Genomic DNA, 20,222 nt, shown 5'->3' on the forward strand with positions numbered 1-20,222 from the left:
TTCTGACTACCTATCACCGCACTCAGAGAGGTGCCTTCCTTGGTCTTCCGTGTCTATACAGAAAAACAACCCGGCTTCGACGTGGAGTCCCGCCAACTGACCGAACAGATCCATACCGTCCTGGGCATACCCCAACTCCAGTCCGTCCGTCTCATCAACCGGTACGACCTGGAAGGGATCAGTCCGGAGCTATTCGAGGAGAGTCTGCCCACGGTGTTCAGCCAACCGCAGACCGACCGGGTCTCCAGAACCCTGGATCGGGCGCTGGCCGCAGAAGACCCTGAGGGGGTCGCCCATGGCGATTCTCCCAGGGTCTTCGCAGTTTCAGCCCTGCCGGGCCAGTTCGACCAGCGGGCCGATTCGGCCGCCCAGTGCATCCAGCTGATCGGTCAGGGGCAAAGGCCCACCGTGGCCACGGCCGTCGTCTACGTCCTCCAGGGTGATCTCAGTGACGAACAGGTGGAGACCATCCAGGATTATGTCATCAATCCCGTCGAATCCCGCCTGACCGGTCTGGACAGGCCCCAGACCCTGCAGCTGGACCTGGGCCATCCGGGTGAGGTGCCGGTCCTTACGGGCTTCCGCGACATGGATGAGCAGGCCCTGCGCGACCTGATGGCCAGCCAGGACCTGGCCATGGACCTGGCCGACATCCGCTTCTGCCGGGACCACTACCGCCAGGAGGACAGGGACCCCACCCTGACGGAGCTCAAGGTGATTGACACCTACTGGTCCGACCATTGCCGCCACACCACCTTCGGCACCGAACTGACCAGGATCGACATCGATGACAGGGTGGTCCGGCAGGCCTTTGACCGGTATCTGGAGATCAGGAAGGACCTGGGTCGACAGGACCGCCGCCTCTGCCTGATGGACATGGGCACGATCGGTGCCCGCTACCTGAAGGATCAGGGAATCCTGCAGGACCTGGACGAGTCCGAGGAGGTCAACGCCTGCACGGTGCGCACCACCGTCGACGTGGACGGCCAGGACCAGGATTGGCTCTTCCTCTTCAAGAACGAAACCCACAACCACCCCACCGAGATTGAGCCCTTCGGAGGGGCCGCCACCTGCATCGGCGGGGCCATCCGCGACCCCCTGTCCGGACGCAGCTACGTCTACCAGGCCATGAGGGTGACCGGGGCCGCCGACCCCAGGACCCCGCTCGAGCAGACCCTGCCGGGCAAGCTCCCCCAGCGCCGCATCGTCCAGTCGGCGGCCGAGGGGTATTCATCCTACGGAAACCAGATCGGCCTGGCCACCGGTCAGGTTCACGAACTCTATCATCCCGGTTACCAGGCCAAGAGGATGGAGGTCGGCGCGGTCGTGGCCGCCACTCCGGCAGATCATGTTCTCCGCGAGGAACCCGCTCCTGGCGACCTGGTCATCCTGGTCGGCGGACGGACCGGCCGTGACGGGATAGGCGGGGCCACGGGGGCCTCCAAGTCGCAGAACGCCGAGAGTCTGGACCAGTGCGGGGCCGAGGTCCAGAAGGGCAATGCACCCGAGGAACGGAAACTGCAACGGCTCTTCCGCCGCAAGGATGCCTGCCGTCTCATCAAGCGCTGCAACGATTTCGGTGCAGGCGGCGTGGCCGTGGCCGTGGGCGAGCTGGCCGACGGCCTCAGGATCGACCTGGACCGGGTGCCCCTGAAGTACCAGGGGCTCAACGGAACGGAGATCGCCATCTCCGAAAGCCAGGAGCGCATGGCCGTGGCCGTGGACGCCCAGGATGCCGGGACCTTCATCAGGTACGCCGGAGAGGAGAACCTGGAAGCCACCGTCATCGCCGAGGTGACCGAAGAACCCAGCCTGCGCATGACCTGGCGGTCCAAGACCATCGTCGACATCCCCAGGGATTTCCTGGGTTCCAATGGCGCCCCCCATCAGGCCGGCGCCCATGTCGCCGCCGGCTCTGCCTACCGGACCCCCTGGGACCACCAGGGAACCCTGGAATCACGTTTCGAGGAGCTCCTGGCCGACATCAACGTCTGCTCCAACAAGGGCCTGGCCGAGCGCTTCGACTCGACCATCGGGGCCGCCACGGTCCTCATGCCCTTCGGCGGGGCCAGGCAGCTGACACCCGCCCAGGCCATGGTGGCCAAGCTGCCGGTGGACGGGGCCACCTCGACAGCCTCGGCCATGGCCTGGGGCTTCAACCCTTGCATCAGCCAGTGCAACCCCTACGCAGGGGCCTACCTGGCCGTTGTGGAGAGCCTGGCCAGGCTGGTGGCGACCGGTTTCAGCCGCTCTCGGGCCTACCTGAGTCTCCAGGAGTACTACCCCAAACCAGGGCAGGACCCGGACCGTTGGGGTCTGCCGGTGGCCGGTGTCCTGGGTGCCCTCCAGGCCCAGCTGGACCTGGGGGTAGGGGCCATCGGAGGCAAGGACTCCATGTCCGGCAGCTTCGAGGACCTGGACGTTCCCCCCACCCTGATCAGCTTCGCGGTCAGCCTGGGCAAGGCACAATCGGCCGTCTCGCCGGAATTCAAGCGGGCCGGCGACCCGGTCTACCTCCTGACCCCCGACCTGTCCGGGAATGGGCCCCTACCCCGAGCCCAGGGTCTCAGGGACGTCATGGACCTGGTTGAGGACCTGACAGGCAAAGGTCTGGTCCGAGCGGCGGCCACGCCCGGATATGGGGGCCTGGCCCAGTCCCTCTTCGAAATGTGCCTGGGCAACCGGCTGGGAGTGAAGTTGGACTCCTCCATGGATTCGGACTCCCTCTTCCGCCCGTCATATGGCAGCTTCATCCTGGAAATGGGCCGGGATACCCCGGTACCCGAATGCCCTGCGGGAGCCACCCTGATCAGGCTGGGAACGGTTGAGGAACGCTACCACCTGGTCAGCGGCCAGGAGGACCTGGATCTGGAACACCTGGAGGAGGTCTGGTCCCAGGGTCTGGAGGAGATCTTCCCCTATCGGGGCAAGGGAGAGAGTCTTGAAGTCATCGGTCAGGCCGACCGGCAAGAGGATGCCGACCAGACCACGACCGGCAGGCTGACAGCAGATGTCGACCAGGGGAACGCCCCCGACCGGACTGGAGCCAGGCCGGCATCAACCGGTCCGGTCCCGGGCAGCCCGGCCAGGCCCCGGGTCGTCATCCCGGTCTTCCCCGGCACCAACTGCGAGTATGACTCCCAGCGGGCCTTCCAGGAGGCCGGGGCCCAGGTGGAGACCCTGGTCATCAGGAACCTGACCCCGCAGGACGTGGCCGAAAGCAGCCGTGCCCTGGCCGAAGCCATCAAGTCCAGCCAGATCGTCATGCTCCCCGGCGGTTTCTCGGGTGGAGACGAGCCGGACGGATCGGCCAAGTTCATCGCATCCTTCCTCCGTTCCGACCGGGTGGCGGATGCGGTCCGAGACCTCCTGAAGAACAGGGACGGCCTCATGCTGGGCATCTGCAACGGATTCCAGGCCCTGATCAAGCTGGGGCTTGTTCCCTACGGCGACATCGTGTCCACGGAGCCCACCGCCCCCACCCTGACCTACAACACCATCGGCCGTCATCAAAGCAGGCTGGTCCGCACACGGATCAGCTCCAACCGCTCCCCCTGGCTCTCCGCCTGCCATGTGGGAGACATCCACACCATGGCCATCAGCCACGGCGAGGGGCGGTTCGTCGCCGATCAGGCCGCCCTGCAGACCCTGGTCGAACAGGACCAGGTGGCGGCCCAGTACGTGGATGCCGAGGGCCGGCCTTCGATGGACCTGGACGTCAACCCCAACGGGTCCTCCCTGGCCATCGAGGCCATCACCAGCCCCGACGGGAGGGTCCTGGGCAAGATGGGCCATACGGAACGCAGCGGCCCCGACCTCTACCTGAACATTCCCGACAGGTCCTTCCAGCCGCTCTTCCGTTCGGGGGTGACCTACTTTGCCGACTAGCACTTCAACGGCAGCCGTTGCAACCATGTCCAATCCTGAAAGGGATGCAAGCCATGTCATTGGAGCTTGAAAACATCCACGAGGAATGCGGGATCTTCGGTGTCTGGGGCCACCCGGACGCGGCCAGGCTGACCTACTTCGGCCTGCATGCCCTCCAGCACCGGGGTCAGGAGGGGGCGGGCATCGTCTCCAACGACCAGGGCCACCTGATAGGGCGGCGGGGACTGGGCCTCCTGACCCGGGTCTTCCCCGACGAGGCCAGCATCTCGGAGCTGACCGGGAACAGGGCCATCGGCCATGTACGCTATGCCACCGCCGGGTCCGCCTCCATCGACAACATCCAGCCCTTCGTCTTCCGTTTCAGGGATGGTGACCTGGCCCTGGCCCACAACGGGAACCTGACCAACTGCCAGAGCCTCAAGACCCGACTGGAGGAGGAGGGGGCCATCTTCCGATCCAACTCCGACACCGAGGTGCTCATGCACCTGATCCGCCGGTCCCGGCACAAGGACTTCATGGCGGCCCTGAAAGAGGCACTGACCCAGGTGCACGGCGGCTTCGCCTACCTCCTGATGACCGAGGATGCCATGATCGGTGCCCTGGACCCCAACGGGTTCCGCCCCCTCTCCCTGGGTCAGCTGAGCAACGGGGCCTACGTCCTGGCCTCCGAAACCTGCGCCCTGGACGTGGTCGGGGCCAGGCTGATCCGCGATATCCGCCCGGGGGAGATCGTCCGTGTGGACGACTCAGGCTACGGGATCGAGTCCTACACCGACCACACCCAGCTGGCCATCTGCTCCATGGAGTTCATCTACTTCGCCAGGCCCGACTCCAACATCTACGGGGTCAACGTCCACTCGGCCAGGAAGCGGATGGGGGCCAGGCTGGCCCAGGAGTCCCCGGTCGACGCCGATATGGTCATCGGGGTGCCCAACTCATCCCTCTCCGCGGCCTCCGGGTACGCCGAGGCCTCGGGACTGCCCAACGAGATGGGTCTGATCAAGAACCAGTACGTGGCCCGGACCTTCATCCAGCCCAGCCAGGAACTGCGCGAACAGGGCGTGCGGATGAAACTGGCCGCCGTCCGGGGCGTCGTGGCCGGCAAGCGGGTCATCGTCATCGACGACTCCATCGTCCGGGGAACCACATCCCACCGAATCGTCCAGCTCCTGCGCGAGGCCGGGGCCAGCGAGGTCCACATGCGGATCGCCTCCCCTCCCCTGCGCTACCCCTGCTATTACGGAATCGACATCCAGCGCACCTCGGAACTGATCGCCGCCAAGAAGTCGATCGACGAGATCAGGGACTACATCGGCGCGGACTCCCTGGCCTACCTGAGCCTGGACGGGCTGGTGGACTCCATAGGCCTTCACGAGGATGGCCCCTACCAGGGCCTTTGCGTGGCCTACTTCAACGGGGACTATCCGACCGACCTGGATGACTACGAGGAATCCTTCCTGGCCTCCCTGACCGAACAGGACAAGGAGGGCCTGTCCAGGACCAAGGGGTCCTACGGGCTGACCATGCCGGCAGAGAGGAAGGACCACCGGGCCGCAAACCACACTTCCACGTCCATGAGTCCTTCCGGAAAGACAGGAGAGCAGAACCATGCCAGGAGCATATGAGCAGGCGGGCGTCAAGGTCGAGGCGGGCTATGAGCTGATCGAGCGGATCAAGTCCCATACCGCCAGGACGGCCAGGCCAGGTGCAGGCCAGATCGGCGGATTCGGCGGCCTCTTCGACCTCTCCTCCCTGGGATACCACCAGCCGGTCCTGGTCTCGGGCACCGACGGGGTGGGTACCAAGCTCATGGTGGCCAAGGCCGCCGGGAGGCATGACACCATCGGCATCGACTGCGTGGCCATGTGCGTCAACGACATCATCGCCCAGGGTGCCGAGCCCCTCTTCTTTCTGGACTACATCGCCTGCGGCCGCAACGACCCGGCCCTCCTGGAAGAGGTGGTCAAGGGGGTGGCCGACGGGTGCGTCCAGGCCGGGGCGGCCCTGGTCGGGGGCGAAACTGCCGAGATGCCCGACATGTACCAGACCGACGAGTACGACCTGGCCGGATTCACGGTCGGCGTGGTCGAAAAGGAGAGGATCATCGACGGGAGCGCCATCCGGCCCGGGGACCTCCTGGTGGGTCTGCCCTCCTCCGGGGTCCACTCGAACGGATTCTCCCTGATCCGCAAGGCCCTCTTCGACCAGGGTGGACTGAGCCTGGATGTCCGTCCTGACGGACTGGGCGGCCTGACCCTGTCCCAGGAGCTCCTCAAACCCACACGGATCTACGTATCGGCCCTGAAGCCGCTCTTCGACCGGGGTCTCCTGCATGGCGTCGCCCACATCACCGGAGGCGGATTCGTGGAGAAGGTCCCCCGGATCATGCCCCAGGGTACAGCGGCCGAGTTCAACATCGACTCCTGGAAGGTGCCGCCCATCTTCGACCTGATCGAACGGTGCGGCCAGGTGGACCACATGGAGATGTACAACATCTTCAACATGGGGGTGGGCATGGTCCTGGTGGTCGACCCGGCCAGGCTGGATGCCGTCAAGTCCGTGCTGGACCAGGAGCATGAGGCCTTCCATCTGGTCGGACGGGTGGTCGAGGACCGGGGCGAACGGGTCATCCTGACCCGGGGCGACTGAAGCAGCAAGCTTGAAAAGGAGACGAAGATGTCGGATAGGATTCTGGTCATCGGTTCCGGAGCCAGGGAGCACACCATCGGTGCCACCCTCCTGGCCGGGCGGAGCGTGGACGAGGTCTTCTGCGCCCCGGGCAATCCGGGCATGGTCCTGGACGGTATCCGCCTGGCCGATCTGAACCCGGCCGACCCGGCCGCAGTGGTGGATTTTGTCCATCAAAACACCATTGATTGGGTCTTTGTCGGCCCAGAGCAGCCCCTGATCGACGGCCTGGTCGACCAATTGACCGCGGCCGGCATCCCCGCCTTCGGCCCCACCAAGGCCGCCGCACGGATCGAGGGCTCCAAGGACTTCGCCAAAGCCCTGATGAGGCGGCATGGGATTCCAACGGCCGCCTATGCCACCTTCGACAACCTGGAATCGGCCCGGCAGCATGTGCGGGCGCACGGGGCACCCATCGTCATCAAGGCCGACGGCCTGGCTGCCGGCAAGGGGGTGACCGTGGCCCTGAGTCTGGACCAGGCCCTGGAGGCCCTGGAACAGATCTTCGTCGACAGACGCTTCGGCCAGGCCGGGGCCAGGGTGGTCATCGAGGAGTACATGAGCGGCCAGGAATGCTCCCTGATGTGCTTCGTCAGTGGCGACCGGGTCTGGCCCATGCCCCTGGCCCAGGACCATAAACCCGCCTATGACGGCGACAAGGGCCCCAACACGGGGGGCATGGGCGCCTACAGCCCCCTCCCCCAATTCGGACCGGATCTGGCCGCCACAGCCCTGGAGACCATCGTCAGACCCACGGTCAGGGCCATGGTCGAGGAGGGCACGCCCTTCACCGGCATCCTCTATGCGGGGCTCATGGTCACCGACCAGGGCCCCAAGGTGGTCGAGTTCAACGCCAGGATGGGAGACCCGGAGACCGAGGTGGTCCTCCCCCTCCTGACCAGCGACCTGGCCGCAGGCATCAGGACCCTGATGGATGGAGGGGAGCCGAACTTCACCTGGCGTCAGGACCGGAGCGAGATCTGCGTGGTCCTGGCGGCCGACGGCTACCCCGGTTACCCGGAGAAGGGTGCCAGGGTCCCCCTGATTGGGCCCGGAAAGGACCTCCAGGCCTACTATGCCGGGGTGGCTGGCTCCGTTCAGGACGGACTCACCGCATCCTCGGGTCGAACCGCCGTGGTCCGGGCCGGTGCCCCCGATCTCCGGATGGCCCAGGAGAGGATCTACACCCTCCTGGACGGTCTGGACACCACCGGGCTCTTCTACCGTCACGACATCGGGCACAAGGCTCTGGAAACCACCTGAGCCTGATCTCCCTGAACGCGGCAGGAGCCGCCTGCCCCCATCGGATCGGCGGCTCCTCCTGAAGCGTGCAGGAGGAGAATCCTACTGGCCGGATGAGGATTTCTTCCCCTCCCGGTCTTCGTGCCCATCCAGTCCCGGCTTGGTGGCCTGGGCCGCGGCATCACGCCTGGCCGCTTTCTCCTGCCTGGCCTTGGCGGCCCTGGCGTCGGACTTCCGGGTGGGCGTGGACATGAAGCCAGTCTTCTTGAGGTACTGCTTGCCGGCGACGATGTCATACTGGATCAACCGGTAGTCCTCCATGAGCTGTCTGGTCTTCTTGTCGAATTTCCTGGCATCCATGGGCCTGCCATCGGCATCCAGGTAGTTGGTCTGGCCCTCGGGTATCCTGTCCCAACCCTGTATCTGATTGGCCACAGGGGGCTCCAGGGCGGAGATCCGCTCGTGCAGACGCGTCAGGAAGGCCGTATAGGGCGAAACCTTGGTGTCCATGTGCTCGGCCGCCTGGGCCTGGAAGAAGTTGGGCGATGTGTAGCGGCTGTTGGGGTTCTGCCGACCGGCGGAGGTCGATGCCGCATTGGACCAGATGAAGTAGTCGGTCAGGTGAAGGGCCAGGGAATTCTTCTTATCCCAGCTTGCCGTACCGTAGATTCCGGGCAGGTGATCCCCGTAGAAGACCACGGTCACCGGTTTCCTCTGCTGTTCCAGGGAGTCCAGGAAGTCCTTGGTGGCCTGGTCGGTCAGGCTGACCCCCTTGGCATAGGTCCTGATCGAATCCATCTCGTCCTCACCCAGGGGCCGGTCGGGATCGGAGGTGGCCACCGTGAACTGGTTATTGTCGTACCAGTCGGTGTAAGGCATGTGGTTCTGCATGGTGATGATCTCGATGAACTGGTTGCCCTGATCATCACCCATCTTCTCCAGGGCACTTTCATAGGAGGCCTTGTCCGAGGCATACTGGCTCCGGTCGATCCTCTCCTGATGGGTGATGTAGTCAGGCCCTGTCAGGGAGTAGAAGTGGGAGAAGCCGAACTTCTTGTAATTGTCGGCCCGGGAGTACATGGAGGACTCGTAGGGGTGGAAGGCCTGGGACTGGGAGGGCTTGGGCCAGGCGCGGTTGACGGTCGGAATCCACTGCAGGTGGGGGATCACCTGCTGGTAGGGCGAGGTCAGCGAGGGATCGAAGTTGGCCATGCTCAGGCCGGTCATGGCCTGGAACTCCAGGTTGGCCGTACCCCCGCCATACCCCGAGGAGAGCATGAGACCGCTGGTGGTCTCCTCCTTGATCTGCCGGATGTTGGGCATGGGATCCTCGTTCAGGCGGACACCGGGCACCCTGGTCGGGTCAGAGTAGGACTCGGAAAGAATGTAGACCAGGGTGGACTCGTCGGTGTAGGCCGACCTGTCCCGGTTGATCTTCTCCGCCTCCGACCCGTAACGTTTGGCCAGGGACTTCATGGTGGCCTGGCTGTAGCCGGCCGGCATCTCCATGACCTTGGGCTTGAGCTGCCGGGAGAAGGAGACGAAGACCCCGTTGCGTTGGGCGTCATAGACCGAATCCCACATGGAGGGCATGTCACCCATCCACTGGGAGACATGGTAGGCGGGGCTGCCATAGGTGCCGACCGTCGACATGAAGACGGCCACCACCAGGGCGGGAACCAGAACACCGACCAGCCGGATCGAGGCCCCCAGGGGCTTGTTGCCTGTGCGGACCCAACGGCCACGTTTGGAGTCCATCCGGGTCAGCAGCCAGCAGACCAGAACCAGCAGGACCAGGGCCACCAGACCGAACAGGATCATGGTCAGGGCCCCGGAGGGAATGAAGGAGACCAGGCTGCCCGCATCGGCTTGAAGGAAGTTCAGGTCTGAGGGAAGCACGGTCTCGTATCTGGATTGCACCTTGAACCGCTCGATGATCGCAATGACGGTGACCGCGGCCAGCATGAGACCGGAGGAGATCCAGAACCGGTTGGTCATGAAGATCATGGCGGCGTAGACCAGGCCGATGGCCAGCATGTTGAGGATAAGAACGAAGCGTTGGGCGGTCCACATGGCCGAGATGAACCCCCAGAACCCGATCAGGGGGTTGGAGAGCTCCACCCGGGAACTGGCCAGGGAGACCCCCCATTGCAGGATGCCCACCAAAACGAAATCCATGCAGATGAAAATCAGTGCGTAGACCCACCACTTCGGTGAGAAGCGGTCCTTCAAGCCCCCCAACCTCGAATGTGTACGCTCCTGCCCGGTCCGAGACCCTTGGGCGGACTCAGGACCGGCATCTGTTTCACTCACGAAAACTCCTGACCTCAGATATACATTTCAAATTCTGCGAGATGGGGAAACCATCGAGAACACCATACCAGTGCAAGTCTTCACAGCCGACCAGACAATCCAGAGGCGAAAACCGGCATCACCCATTGCCGCCGACCGACCAGGACATGAGGGATCAGCCGGCCGCCGTGGCGAATTCCTTGATCAGTGCATCGATCCAATCCTCCAGGCTGTTGTACTTGGAGGGCATCTGCTCACTGATCTGGACGATGGGGACCTTGGAGGTCCTGGCCGTTCCGGTGATTTGGTCGGTGAGGCTGTTGGCCTCCTGGGTGTTGTAGACGAGCAGGTCCACCTTGGCCTCCCTGAGGAGTTCCCGGAACCGACGGATGTCATCGGGAGAGGGCTCGCTCTCGTTGGCCACGGCACGAAGGTACCCCTGGGGTGTCAGATCCTCCATGCCCAGGTCCTCGGTCAGGTAGCTGGCCACGGATTCGGTGGCGGCGAACCGCTTGCCCCGGGTACTCTCCTTCACCTTGGCGATCCGCTCGTTGAGCCTGGTCTGATCCCGGTTCCAGGCCTGGTTGAGCCGGTCGAACCGGTCAGCTTCCCGGGGTCGCAGCTTCTTGTAGGTCTGGGTGAGGGCCTTGGCGGCAGAGGACCTGGTCTGTGACGAGAACCAGATGTGCGGATTATCGCCGGTCCGGTGCCCAGATCGGGCGGCCAGGTCGACCAGCTCAACACCATTGGTCTGGGCGGCCTTGGCGGCCCATTCGTCCACTCCGGCTCCGTTGACGATGACCAGGTCGGCCTTGCTGATCATGGCTATATCCGCCGTGGTGGGTTCATAGTCGTGGGCATCTGTGGAGGTGTTCCGAAGGACCGTCTTCACCTCGACCTGGTCTCCACCCAGCCGCGTGGCCAGGGAGGACCACTGGTTGATGCTGGTGACCACGGAGATCGGCCCCGATTCCGACCCATCCTGCTTGGAAGCGCCACACCCGGCCGAGGTGGCCAGAAGGACCAGGCAGACCAGGGCCGAAATGATGGCAGGGAGGGATGACGACAGACTGCGTTTGGGCATGATTCCGTGGAACTCCTTCTCCGGACCTGATGCTTCCGGACGTCTTTACTGAGATTGATTATCAATAAGGTCAGCATCGTCCATCCCATGGACAGTCACCTGCGCCGCTCCCACCTTCACGGGTCGGATGATAGGCACCGACACGCCGGAACCCCGGACTGGCACCGCCTTTCGATTCGATCAGGTTCAGAAGAGGCATCTCCTGTTGGGAGGATTGGATAGTATTGAGGTTTGCAAAAACGAAACAGCCTGTAGGGTACACGAGAATAAGCAGTCACTGTTGGCGGCGAGGGAATTCCATCCATCACGGATGCTCCCCCACCGCCCCGGATGAAATCCGTATGGAAGGATCCTATGCTCAAGTGGTTGGCTCAGATTCGTCTGACATCAGGGGGGCTGCCCATCGCCCTGTTCGCCTTGACCGCCCTGGCCCTGGTGGTCCTGGTCGTCATTGCACTCCTGGACCGTCGCTTCAAGGACCTGCTCCGCCAAGTGGGGATGGGAATCATCTGCGGTGCCGTCGGTCTCCTCCTGGCCTGGCTCCTCTCGGACGTCTTCATGGTCTTCGGAGTCTCCCTGGGCTGGATGGTCATCCTGGCCGTGGGCCTGGGTTTCCTGGCCGCCGGATTCTCGGTCATGGCCCTGATCCACAACCATGGTTGGCGGAGGGTCCTGGCCGCCCTCGCCATCCTTCTCACGGTGCTCTCCACCGCCCTGCGCATCGACATCATCTACGGCGAGTTCACGACGGTCGGGTCCATCTTCAGCGTGCCCATCTATCCGAACCTGACCAGGACACCCCCCGAACGGGCCACCATGTCGGTGGAGGAATGGCGGAACCTTTCCAGTGAGGGGAGGACCCCCAGTCATCCTGCCCAGGGGCGGACCTATACGACCAGAATCGTGGGCACGGAATCGAACTTCCACGCCCGTCCCGCCGACATCTACCTTCCACCGGCCGCCCTGAGCACCAAGCCGCCGGCACTCCCGGTCTTCGTGCTCCTGGCCGGCCAGCCCGGCAGCCCGGACCGGCTCTTCACGGCCGGTGGCATCCAGGACCTGATGGACTCCTACGCCGCCCGCCACAATGGCCTGGCTCCGATCGTCGTCTCCCCGGACCAGAACGGTTCCTCCACCCACAACACCCTATGCGTGGATTCACCTGTCTACGGGAATGCAGAAACCTACCTCAGCAGAGACGTGCCTGCCTGGATTCGGCAACACCTTCCCGTGGCGGCACAGCCTTCCATGTGGGCCATCGGCGGATTCTCCCAAGGCGGCACCTGCTCCACCCAGCTGGGCCCACGCCATCCAAGAATCTACGGAAACATGCTCCCCGCCGACGGGGAATTGGAACCCACACAGGGCAATCAGGACCAGATGATCAAGGACTACTTCGGCGGTGACCGTGCCAAGTTCCTGGCCCAGGTCCCCACCCGGGCCATCGCCGCCAAGGCACCCTCCGGGCAGGCCCTCTTCACGGCCGCAGGCTCCATGGATCCCCACTCCCAGAAGAACATGATGGCCATCGCCAAGGCCGCCAAGAGCGCAGGAATGACGGTCGAAGTTGTGGTGGCCCAAGGTTCCGGGCATGACTGGCACACGGTCAGGACAGCCTGGAAACCCGGATTGGAATGGCTGGGGGAACGTATGGGGTTGGGCCCCATGGACCGGGCAATAGAAGACCATCCCAACATCACCCGACTTCAAGTACGGTGATTCCTCCCGACCACCGACAACAACAGGAATCGAAGCGAACATGGAAACAATGCAAAAGGGCCCGAACATGATGGAGAAGTCAGCCCGGGCCGCTCTGGCCCAGGACCTGGTCCGGTGGTTGCAACGACATGTCCTGGCAATCAGCTTCACCCTGGTCCTGGTGGCGGTCAACCTCTTCTCGTGGCTGATCATCTGGTTCCTGCGCCTGCCCCGGACGAACAGGATCGGTACCCCCTTGGCCGACCTGATCACCCATAAGAACACGGCCCCCCTGCCCGGGTCGCATGAACCGGATCTCCCCCTTCAGTTCGCCAGACTCCTGGTCACGCTCTTCATCACGAGCGGACCCATGCAGCTGATCGTCGACTCCCTCCTGGTCCTGGTCGTGCTTTGCATCGCCGAAACCCGTCTCGGCAAGCGCAGAACGGTTCTGGCCTGCCTGTTCAGCGCCGTGGGCGGCGCGGTCATCGGCCTGCTGATTTGCGCGGCCATCAACACCCTCCAGGACCACTGGTCATGGTTCCTGCGGATTCCCATGACATTGAACCCGATCACCCTGGTCATCGGCGCCCTGATGGCCTCCATTCCCTTCAGCGACTTCCTCTGGCGCAGACGTATCGGCCTGGTCGGCTACACGTCCCTGATTCTCCTGGTCCTCTACACCGGCAACCCGGGCATCTACTGCGCCTTGGGTGCCGCCCTGATCGGCCATCTGGTCGGCCGCATCTGGCACGGCCCCGTCAAGGATGCCAACCTGACGGGCAAGAGCGGATCCTATGAGACCAGACACCTCCTTGGGGCCGTCTCGACGGTCCTGGCCCTGGGCCCCCTGGTCACGGCCTCGTCCAAGGTCAAGGCGGGATTCTTCACCCCCCTGGGCATGTTCCTGAGTCCTGACCACGCCACCAGCGCCAGTCTGGCCCGCTGCCTGGCCAGGAACAACAAGGCCAGCTGTTACGCCCAGTACGGGTTCACCCCCGGCCACACCGTCGGCGGGGCCATCTTGACCCTGCTCATGCCCACCCTGGTCATGCTGGCCATCTCCTGGGGCATCTATCACGGCCGCAGGGTGGCGGCTGCCGCAAGCCTGGTCCTGAACGGCCTGACCGTGGTGCTCGCCCTGCTCTATTACCTGGTCTTCCCGATGACCATCGGCGACGGTCTCACGCGTGCCATCCGACACGGAGCCATCCCCTCCCTCCTGGTCATATCCCTGCCGCCCTTGATCTTCTGCCTCTTCCTCATCCATAACATGCGTATCTTCCTGGTACGCACCATATCCTCCCGCCTGCGCATCGGCTGGGGGGCCATCCTGATCGGTTTCGTGGCCACGGCGGCCGGATACATCTTCTACGCCTCGGCAAGCCCCACCTCCTTCCGGCCCTCGGCCACCATGAGCACAATCCTGTCCGAACTGCCGGAGCTCTACCTGCCCAACGGGATCGCCGGCCGGTTCCACCCATCCATGGTGCCCCGGACCCTGACGGGCGTCATCGTCAGCGATGCCGTCGGTTTCATCTTCTGGATGGTCTTCCTGGTGGTCCTCCTCGACTGGATGCGCTCCTCGGTCATCCGGAACGAAAGCGAGCACCTCAGGGCCGGGACCCTGGTCCAGTCGGGTGGTGAAAGCATGTCCTTCATGACCACCTGGGAGGGGAACAGCTACTGGTTCTCCCCCACGGGACGTTCGGCGATCGCCTACCGGGTTCTGCACGGCATCGCCCTGACCACCACCGGCCCCTTCGGGGATTCTGATGAATTCATGACCGACCTCGATGATTTCACCCGGTACTGTTCCCAGCACTCCTGGTCGCCGGTCTTCTACAGCGTCCACAAGCCCCAGCGCGACCAGCTGGCCCTCCGGGGCTGGTCCACCCTGAAGGTGGGATCCGAGATGGTCATCACCCCCAGCCAGTGGCAGACCCGGGGTAAGAAGTGGCAGGACATCCGCACCGCCATCAACAAGGCCAAGCGAGACGGAATCACCGACGTGCTGACCACCTTCAACGACGCACCCTGGGACGTCCAGTCCCAGATCGTAGACATCTCCGAACAGTGGGCCGAGCTCAAGGCCTTGCCCGAGATGAAGTTCACCCTGGGTGGTCTGGACGAGCTGCGAGATCCCCGCATGATCATCCTCTACGCAATCGACGCCGGGGGGACCGTCCTGGGGGTCACCAGCTGGATGCCCACCTACCGTCAGGGACGGGTCATCGGATGGACCCTCGACTTCATGCGGCACCGGACCGACAGCCCCAACGGGATCATGGAGTTTCTGATCGCCCGCATGGCCGAACGTCTGCGCGACCAGGGCACCGTCGACTTCATGAGTCTGTCAGCCGCTCCCCTGGCCGGAATGGACCCCGACCAGGACGAGACCCCCGCCAACACCGAGTTCCTCCAGCACGCCCTGCAGATGGTGGCCGATCTGATGGAGCCGGCCTACGGGTTCCGCTCCCTCTTCTTCTTCAAGAGGAAATTCCAACCCACCGAACACCCCGTCTACATCTGCTACCCCGATCCCGCACAGCTCGTACAGATCGGACTGGCCGTGGTCCAGGCCTATCTGCCCAACCTGACGGCTTCCCAGGCACTGGATGCCCTGAAGGCCATCATGCCCAGCGGCTCCTCCAAGGAGAAGTCCAAGGAACAGGGCCCGGAGGCCGGGGACCATGGGGGTGAACCGGGAAACACCCCGAAGAAACCCGATAAGCATGAAGGTGAATCTCGGACTTCCCGGAAAGGTGAGCCCCAGACCTGAGCGGCCCGTTTATTCGTCGGTCTGGGTTGCCTGGCAGTCACCGCAAAGACCATATACCTCAAGGGTGTGGGATGAGACCGTGAACCCATGCGCACTCGCCACCGACTGGAGCCACCCATCATCCGGAGGCGTGATCTCGATTGTCCTTCCGCAGGACTCACAGACCAGATGATGGTGGTGGTGACGTTGGGCCGTGCAGATCCGATACAGGCGCAACCCACCATGCTCTATGCAATCCAGGTTCCCCGACAGGTGGAGGGCGTTGAGCCGACGGTAGACGGTGGCCAGACCGATCCGGCACCCCGAGTCGTTCAGGACCTTGTGCAGGTCCTGGGCCGAGACGAAATCATCCTGTGCATGCAGGGCCTGCCAGACGGCATCCTTCTGTCTGGTCTTCCTGGAAGCACTGGCAGTCATCGTTCGGCACCCTCCTTGAGCTCTTTCACCCTACAGCACAGGGGCAAGGAGGGTAAGGTGTTTCGGCTCAGCGCAAGTCATCCCAGCAGCCGGTGGCCTCCAGATCCCGGGCCGTGGCCTGGGGGTCATCGGTCAGGACGGTCAGATGGCCCATCTTCCGGTTGGTCCGCACCTCGGCCTTGCCGTAGTCGTGCAGATTCCACTCCGGGTGGGCGGTGAGCTCTTTCAAGACCGGCTTCACATGCTGGCCCAGTACGTTGACCATGACGGCCGGGCTGAGGAGGCGGGGCTGGTCCAGGGGCCATCCGGCGATGCCGCGGATATGGGCATCGAACTGGTCCATGGAACAGGCCTCGATGGTGTAATGGCCGGAGTTGTGCGGGCGTGGGGCCAGTTCGTTGACCACCAGGCTCCCGTCCTGCATCAGGAAAAGCTCAATGGCCAGGGTTCCGGCCAGTTCGAACCCCTCGGCCAGCCTCAGGGCCAGCTGCCTGGCCTCCTCCTCGACCTCGTGCCCGACCCCTGCCGGTGCCAGGGTCATGTGCAGGATGTTGTGACGGTGATCGTTGCGGACCAGCGGGAAGGCCACGTACCGGTCCCCGTTGCCGGTCACCAGGATCGAGGCCTCACAGGCAAAATCAACGAACCCCTCCAGAATCGATGGCGGGAATCCCTGGCCATCGGCCTCATCCCTCCTGGTCCGTTCAACCACCTGATCCAGGTCCTCCTGCGAACGCAGGACCACCTGTCCGTGACCGTCGTAGCCGCCGGTGCGGGTCTTGAGCACAGCCGGGTAACCGAGTTCGTCCAAGGCCTTCTCCAGATCGTCCATTCCGTCGACCTGCCGCCAGCGTGCCGTGGCGGCACCATGTTTATTGATGAAGGTCTTTTCATGGACCCGGTCCTGGGTGGTCCTCAGGAGATCCGTCCCCTGGGGTATGGCCACCTGATCCCTGACCTTGTCCAGGGCATCGGCATCCACATTTTCAAACTCATAGGTCAGCACGTCACTGCGCTCCGCCAGCTGACGGATGGCGTCCTGGTCATCGTAGTCGGCCACGATCTGGAAATCGGCCACCTGGTCGACCGGGCAGTCCGGCGTGGGGTCCAATACGCCGATTCTGAACCCGTGGTACCGGGCGCTCAGAGCCATCATCCTCCCCAGTTGGCCACCCCCGACGATGCCGATGACCGCACCGGGCTCCAGGTGGTCGATGCGCCCCCCGGTTTCCTCAGACAAGCTCGGCATTGGATTCCTCGACCTTCTTGGCCAGATCCTGACGGTAGTCCTCCAGGGCCTTGGCCAGACCCTGATCCGTGGTGGACAGGATGCCAACGGCCAGGAGACCGGCATTGGCGGCACCCGCCTTGCCGATGGCCGTCGTGGCCACGGGGATGCCGGAGGGCATCTGGACGATGGAAAGCAGCGAGTCCACGCCGCTCAGGGCGTGGGAGCGGACAGGTACACCGATGACCGGAAGGGTGGTCTGGGCGGCGAGCATGCCAGGCAGGTGGGCGGCCCCTCCGGCCCCGGCGATGATGACCATGATGCCCCTGGACCTGGCCTCATGGGCGAAGTCGGCCATGAGGCCGGGAGTCCGATGCGCCGAAATAACCTGCTTCAGGTAGGGAACATGGAACTCGTCCAGGATCATGCAGGATTCCCGCATCGTCTCCCAATCGCTGGACGACCCCATAACAACTGCAACCAGGGGCTTTTCGCTGACCTTGTCAACCATTTGGACCTCCCTCGCTTGGCACTCCCGATAGTACCCAGCCCCGCAGAGATTCCCGGACGGGAAACCGGTCGAAACCGTGCCGATTGTAAATTCCTGGAACCCTGGGCATCCGAATCGTGTCAGTCTGATGGATGTTAGGGCCAGGCATCGTGAACAAATGGTGCTCTCGATATCACCGTATCGGCCAGCCGATAGAATCGTTGCCACACGTATGGTCATGATCCACAGACCGGAAGGACGGAAAACGGACGGGCATGGGTACACTTCTCGATCGAATCGACTCCCCTCAGGACCTGAAAGGTCTGACCGAGGATGAGTTGGACCGCCTGGCACAGGAAATCCGTACCCTCCTGATCCGATTCTGCAGGCGGTACGGGGGGCATCTCGGCTCGAACCTGGCCGTCGTGGAAGCCACCATCGCCATCCACCGGGTCTTCGACCTGCCCCATGACCATTTGGTTTTCGACGTTTCCCATCAGGCCTACACCCACAAGATCCTGACCGGACGGCGGCTGGCTTTCTCCGACCCGGAGCACTTCGGGAAGGTGTCCGGTTTCACCTCCCCCAAGGAAAGCGCGTACGACGACTTCGTCCTCGGGCACACCGGCACCTCGATCTCCTTGGCCTGCGGGTTGGCCAGGACACGCGACCTGACCGGCGGCACCGGCAACGTCATCGCCCTGATAGGCGACGGTGCCCTGAGCAGCGGACCGGCCTTCGAAGGGCTGGATTGGGCGGCCGAGCAGGGCGGCAACCTGATTATCGTCGTCAATGACAACGAAATGTCCATCGCCGAAAACCATGGCGGGCTCTATCGGACCCTGGCTGGGCTCAGGGAGACCGGCGGCCGATCCGACCAGAACCCCTTCCGCGACCTGGGGCTGGATTACCGCTATGTGGAGGAGGGCAACTCGATCGAGCCGCTGGTGCGGACCTTCGCGGAGGTGAAGGACACCGACCACCCGGTGGTGGTCCACATCCATACCCGCAAGGGACTGGGACTCGGCCAGGGAAGGGGCGAGGAAACCGGGACCGGTTCCGGTGAACCGACCCTGCCGGCCCTCCCCGCCGAGGGACGGGTGGAGGCCAACCACTGGCAGAACGGCATTGCATCCAACGGCAAGGCACCCAATTCCCGCAAGGTCTACGGGAGAATGGCCATGCAGGCGCTTCAGAGCCGCTTCCCCCAGGAGCCCGGACTGGTGGTCATATCCCCTGCCACCCCCTTATCGAACGGCATCGATCCTGATTTCCGTCGGCTTGCCGGCCGCCACTACATGGACGTGGGCATAGCCGAATCGCACGCCGTGGCCTTTGCGGCAGGGCTTGCCAAGGCCGGAGGCACCCCGGTGGTGGCCACATCGTCCACCTTCTTCCAACGTGCCTACGACCAAATCGAACAGGAAATGGCCATCAACGGCAGCGCTGTGACCCTCCTGACCTTCTCCAATGGACTGTCGGGAACCGATGCCACCCATTCCGGGGTCAGCGACATCGCCATGATGAACTCCATCCCCGGTCTGACCTGTCTGGCGCCCGGAAACGGGGCCGACTTCCTGCAGATGCTGGCCTGGGCCACCGGACCAGCCCGTCGACCTGTCGTCATCCGCGTACCCGGCGAGCGCACCCTCGCCTCGGAACGTGCCGCCGGCCTGCCCGATACCATGGAATCCAGAATCGCCGGGGGATCCAGAATCAACCTGGATTCCGGATCGGCCGTGGGATCCACAACCGCTCCCCAATCCCAGCCGACTTCCCTGTCCAGCCTTTCCGATGCCTCCCCCGACCAGACCGACCCATGGGAGTCCTATAGAATCGTCAGAAAGGGCCGTACCGTAGCTCTCCTGGGCCTGGGCGACATGCTTCCCCTGGCATTCCAGGCGGCCGATTCCCTCCAGGCCCAGGCCGGCATCAATGCGACGGTTGTGGACCCACGGCAATATTCCCACCCCGATAAGGACACCCTGGAAACCTTGGGCAAGGACCACAACCTGATCGTCACCATGGAAGACGGTCAACTCCCGGGTGGTTGGGGGCAGGGAATCGCGGCTTTCTTCGGATCCGACAGCACTCGGGTCCTGACCTTCGGAGCCGACAAGGAATTCAACGACAGGGTACCACTCACGGATCTCAGCCAGCGGTACCGTCTGAGGACTGAGGATATGACCACTGCCATCCTGTCCGCGCTCGAGGGCAAAAACTAGATTTCTTCAGCGTATGTCCAACGCCTCGCCCCGCAGCCTCCGGGCTCAAGTCAACGACATCGCTCGGTGACTCGCTGGACCGGCCCTGTGAGTACAATATAGGAGTTCGGCCCCGTAGCTCAGCTGGATAGAGCAACTGACTTCTAATCTGTAGGTCGCGAGTTCGAGTCTCGCCGGGGTCACCAACC

The 20,222-nt window shown here is 63.8% G+C and carries 12 protein-coding genes and 1 tRNA gene; 8 read left to right on the top strand and 5 right to left on the bottom strand.

What is annotated here, in order from left to right; translation table 11 throughout:
• Positions 1-39 precede the first annotated feature (39 nt).
• Genes Q0K62_RS05505 through purD form a run of 4 tightly spaced genes read left to right on the top strand, consistent with a single transcriptional unit; the run spans position 40 to position 7,839 of the window.
• Positions 40-3,888: a phosphoribosylformylglycinamidine synthase gene (locus tag Q0K62_RS05505; protein ID WP_297316979.1), complete on the top strand. Its 3,849-nt coding sequence runs from the start codon at positions 40-42 to the stop codon at positions 3,886-3,888.
• 53 nt (positions 3,889-3,941) lie between these two features.
• Positions 3,942-5,513 (top strand): amidophosphoribosyltransferase, encoded by a 1,572-nt coding sequence (gene purF, locus Q0K62_RS05510; protein ID WP_297316980.1) that lies wholly within the window; start codon positions 3,942-3,944, stop codon positions 5,511-5,513.
• Positions 5,497-6,537: a phosphoribosylformylglycinamidine cyclo-ligase gene (gene purM / locus Q0K62_RS05515; protein WP_297316981.1), complete on the top strand. Its 1,041-nt coding sequence runs from the start codon at positions 5,497-5,499 to the stop codon at positions 6,535-6,537. The genes purF and purM overlap by 17 nt, the downstream gene beginning before the upstream one ends.
• A 27-nt stretch (positions 6,538-6,564) precedes the next feature.
• The gene (purD, locus tag Q0K62_RS05520) at positions 6,565-7,839 is read left to right on the top strand and encodes a phosphoribosylamine--glycine ligase (protein ID WP_297316982.1); all 1,275 of its coding nucleotides are present in this window, start codon (positions 6,565-6,567) and stop codon (positions 7,837-7,839) included.
• A gap of 81 nt (positions 7,840-7,920) precedes the next feature.
• Here purD and Q0K62_RS05525 read toward each other — a convergent pair whose 3' ends face one another.
• Together Q0K62_RS05525 and Q0K62_RS05530 are read right to left on the bottom strand one after the other, a co-directional pair.
• Positions 7,921-10,131 carry an LTA synthase family protein gene (locus Q0K62_RS05525; RefSeq protein ID WP_297316983.1) on the bottom strand — a complete coding sequence of 737 codons (2,211 nt, stop codon included), beginning with the start codon at positions 10,129-10,131 and terminating at the stop codon, positions 7,921-7,923.
• Positions 10,132-10,285: 154 nt separating this feature from the next.
• Positions 10,286-11,194: a zinc ABC transporter substrate-binding protein gene (locus Q0K62_RS05530; RefSeq protein WP_297316984.1), complete on the bottom strand. Its 909-nt coding sequence runs from the start codon at positions 11,192-11,194 to the stop codon at positions 10,286-10,288.
• Between the two features lie 330 nt (positions 11,195-11,524).
• Between Q0K62_RS05530 and Q0K62_RS05535 the strand changes: the two genes are divergently transcribed.
• Together Q0K62_RS05535 and Q0K62_RS05540 are read left to right on the top strand one after the other, a co-directional pair.
• Complete coding sequence (locus tag Q0K62_RS05535; protein WP_297316985.1) at positions 11,525-12,913, top strand: alpha/beta hydrolase-fold protein; 1,389 nt, start codon at positions 11,525-11,527, stop codon at positions 12,911-12,913.
• Between the two features lie 67 nt (positions 12,914-12,980).
• Positions 12,981-15,674 carry a phosphatidylglycerol lysyltransferase domain-containing protein gene (locus Q0K62_RS05540; RefSeq protein WP_297316986.1) on the top strand — a complete coding sequence of 898 codons (2,694 nt, stop codon included), beginning with the start codon at positions 12,981-12,983 and terminating at the stop codon, positions 15,672-15,674.
• A 9-nt stretch (positions 15,675-15,683) separates the two neighbouring features.
• Here the strand turns inward: Q0K62_RS05540 and Q0K62_RS05545 are convergent, their stop codons facing one another.
• The 3 genes from Q0K62_RS05545 to purE form a co-directional block, all read right to left on the bottom strand.
• The gene (locus tag Q0K62_RS05545; RefSeq protein WP_297316987.1) at positions 15,684-16,091 is read right to left on the bottom strand and encodes a Fur family transcriptional regulator; all 408 of its coding nucleotides are present in this window, start codon (positions 16,089-16,091) and stop codon (positions 15,684-15,686) included.
• A gap of 67 nt (positions 16,092-16,158) precedes the next feature.
• Positions 16,159-17,340: a 5-(carboxyamino)imidazole ribonucleotide synthase gene (gene purK / locus Q0K62_RS05550; RefSeq protein ID WP_297316988.1), complete on the bottom strand. Its 1,182-nt coding sequence runs from the start codon at positions 17,338-17,340 to the stop codon at positions 16,159-16,161.
• Positions 17,324-17,830 (bottom strand): 5-(carboxyamino)imidazole ribonucleotide mutase, encoded by a 507-nt coding sequence (purE, locus tag Q0K62_RS05555; protein WP_297316989.1) that lies wholly within the window; start codon positions 17,828-17,830, stop codon positions 17,324-17,326. The genes purK and purE overlap by 17 nt, the downstream gene beginning before the upstream one ends.
• Positions 17,831-18,084: 254 nt before the next feature.
• On the opposite strand from purE, the gene Q0K62_RS05560 reads away from it, so the two are divergent.
• Both Q0K62_RS05560 and Q0K62_RS05565 read left to right on the top strand, forming a co-directional pair.
• Entirely contained in the window at positions 18,085-20,034 is a 1,950-nt protein-coding gene (locus Q0K62_RS05560; RefSeq protein WP_297316990.1) for a 1-deoxy-D-xylulose-5-phosphate synthase, read from the top strand.
• Positions 20,035-20,142: 108 nt separating this feature from the next.
• A tRNA-Arg gene (locus Q0K62_RS05565) sits at positions 20,143-20,219 on the top strand.
• The last annotated feature ends 3 nt before the right edge of the window (positions 20,220-20,222 follow it).

It is taken from the genome of uncultured Bifidobacterium sp. (assembly GCF_945269915.1).
Lineage (GTDB): Bacteria > Actinomycetota > Actinomycetes > Actinomycetales > Bifidobacteriaceae > Bombiscardovia > Bombiscardovia indica.

Bases quoted from the DNA above. Each gene is read 5' to 3' on its own strand.
- purF (WP_297316980.1), top strand. From the start codon at position 3,942: ATGTCATTGGAGCTTGAAAACATCCACGAGGAATGCGGGATCTTCGGT.
- purM (WP_297316981.1), top strand. From the start codon at position 5,497: ATGCCAGGAGCATATGAGCAGGCGGGCGTCAAGGTCGAGGCGGGCTAT.
- purD (WP_297316982.1), top strand. From the start codon at position 6,565: ATGTCGGATAGGATTCTGGTCATCGGTTCCGGAGCCAGGGAGCACACC.
- Q0K62_RS05530 (WP_297316984.1), bottom strand. From the start codon at position 11,194: ATGCCCAAACGCAGTCTGTCGTCATCCCTCCCTGCCATCATTTCGGCC.
- Q0K62_RS05535 (WP_297316985.1), top strand. From the start codon at position 11,525: ATGAAATCCGTATGGAAGGATCCTATGCTCAAGTGGTTGGCTCAGATT.
- Q0K62_RS05540 (WP_297316986.1), top strand. From the start codon at position 12,981: ATGATGGAGAAGTCAGCCCGGGCCGCTCTGGCCCAGGACCTGGTCCGG.
- Q0K62_RS05545 (WP_297316987.1), bottom strand. From the start codon at position 16,091: ATGACTGCCAGTGCTTCCAGGAAGACCAGACAGAAGGATGCCGTCTGG.
- purK (WP_297316988.1), bottom strand. From the start codon at position 17,340: ATGCCGAGCTTGTCTGAGGAAACCGGGGGGCGCATCGACCACCTGGAG.
- purE (WP_297316989.1), bottom strand. From the start codon at position 17,830: ATGGTTGACAAGGTCAGCGAAAAGCCCCTGGTTGCAGTTGTTATGGGG.
- Q0K62_RS05560 (WP_297316990.1), top strand. From the start codon at position 18,085: ATGGGTACACTTCTCGATCGAATCGACTCCCCTCAGGACCTGAAAGGT.